Genomic DNA, 2,007 nt, shown 5'->3' on the forward strand with positions numbered 1-2,007 from the left:
CAGAACGTGTAGGTTTATTAGAATTTTTCATTTTGCATCTTTCCTTTCTGTTTCCCCATCTCATGATAGCATATATCGGCCAGTTGGATATTAGCAATAGATTACAGTTTTATACCTCTATGATTACAACTTGTTTCAAAGAAAAATAGATGTATTTGAAAAAACAGTTACCGCATGTTAAACTATAAGAGAAAAGAGAGAAATGCGTCAACATTCCCCTCTTTTATAGAACCGTTAAAGACGGTAGCCAATAAGAGAAAACAAAAAGTAATCGTCCTACTCGCTAAAGTTCAGACGGTTACTTTTTTTTGTTGTTTGTTGAGATTTTTAAAACCAACGTTGCAAAAGCTAATGCAAACATTAAGGATTCGAAAATACTCATGGGTTTTCCTTTCTGGGGAAAGCCAAACAAAAAAACATAGGCATCACCCCTTTTTAATGAGAGTTAGCCACCGCCTTAAACATTTCTATATTTAAATCATACCACATTAAGTTATTTTTTTAAATAGAATTAGAACATATGTTCCAATTCCAAAAAAATAAATACTTTTTTTTGCTGTTGGGTTATAATAGGCAAGTACCAAAAGAAATTGATGAATGGAGTGGTAATATGACTAAAAACATTCGTATCGGCTTAGTCGGTTATGGAAATATAGGAAAAGGCGTAGAATTAGCCCTGGATAATTTCCCAGATATGGAAGGTATCGCAGTATTTACAAGACGGAATCCAGAAGAACTGACTTCTAAACTCCCAGCTGTAAGTATAGACAACATATTAGATTATCAAGATAAAATCGATGTTCTAATTTTGTGCGGTGGCTCAGCAACAGATTTGCCTCAACAAGGACCTTCCTTAGCGAAATATTTTTCTACAATTGATAGTTATGATAACCATAACCATATCCCTCAATATTTTAAAGATATGGATCTAGCGGCGAAAACAAATGAACATGTCAGCATTATTTCAGTTGGCTGGGATCCAGGTTTATTTTCACTAAATCGTGCTGTTTTAGAATCGGTCTTGCCTGCTGGAGAAACCTATACGTTTTGGGGTAAAGGGTTAAGTCAAGGACATTCAGATGCTATCCGCCGAATTGATGGAGTTAAAGCAGGAGTACAATATACGATCCCTATTGAAAAAGCCCTTGAAGAAGTTAGAAGCGGATCTAACCCTACTTTATCCACTCGGGAAAAACATGAACGTGTGTGTTACGTAGTGGCTGAGGAAGATGCAGACAAAGGTTTGATTGAGAAAAAAATCAAAACAATGCCGGATTATTTCGAACCTTACCATACAACTGTTCACTTTATTGATGAAGAAACATTTGCTAAAGAACACCAAAAAATGCCTCATGGTGGTTTTGTTATTCGAACAGCTACTTCAGCTACCGAGAATAAACAAAAAGCTGAATTTCAACTGGAATTAGAAAGCAATGCTGAATTTACATCCTCTATTCTAGTAGCTTATGCACGAGCAGCTTATCGTTTTAAAGAAGACGGAAAATCTGGCGCTTTCAGTGTATTAGATGTTCCTCCGGCATATCTTTCAAGTAAGTCTGCAGAAGAATTAAGAAAAGAGTTACTGTAATATAAAAACGATTAAATAAACTACCCCCTTTGAAGTTAGTTTTTCTATAACTAATTTCAAAGGGGGTTTTGGTTTTATTTGAAGAAGGTTGACTTTATCAAGTTGTCTTAAAACGTTTTAAAGCCTTTGCAACGACTGGAGCGATAATAGCAGCAGCTACAGCTTCCGCCAGTCCATTTGTTAAGACTACTGCACCTAAAGCTTTTGCTAAATTAGACACATCCACATTTAATGCTGTCGCATAATCGTCTTTATAAAAGAGGTAAATAAAAAATAAAACTAGTATGGTATTGGTTAAAGAAGCCAACACAGAAGAAAGAATCATTCCCAATGAATCTTTCTCTTTTTTATTTTTAAATAAATGATAAACATATCCGGCAACAAATCCAACAAGAATACGCGGCACAATAGAAATAAGC

Annotated in this window: 1 protein-coding gene and 1 pseudogene; one reads left to right on the plus strand and one right to left on the minus strand. The window is 35.1% G+C overall.

What is annotated here, in order from left to right:
• The first annotated feature begins 610 nt into the window (after window positions 1-610).
• Entirely contained in the window at window positions 611-1,588 is a 978-nt protein-coding gene (locus tag RT405_RS11280; RefSeq protein ID WP_313469741.1) for a diaminopimelate dehydrogenase, read from the plus strand.
• A 97-nt stretch (window positions 1,589-1,685) separates the two neighbouring features.
• Here the strand turns inward: RT405_RS11280 and RT405_RS11285 are convergent.
• Window positions 1,686-2,007, minus strand: a pseudogene (locus RT405_RS11285) (ECF transporter S component); the annotation flags it as partial.

Origin of the sequence: Carnobacterium sp., assembly GCF_032094055.1 — a bacterium.
Taxonomy (GTDB): Bacteria; Bacillota; Bacilli; order Lactobacillales; family Carnobacteriaceae; genus Carnobacterium_A.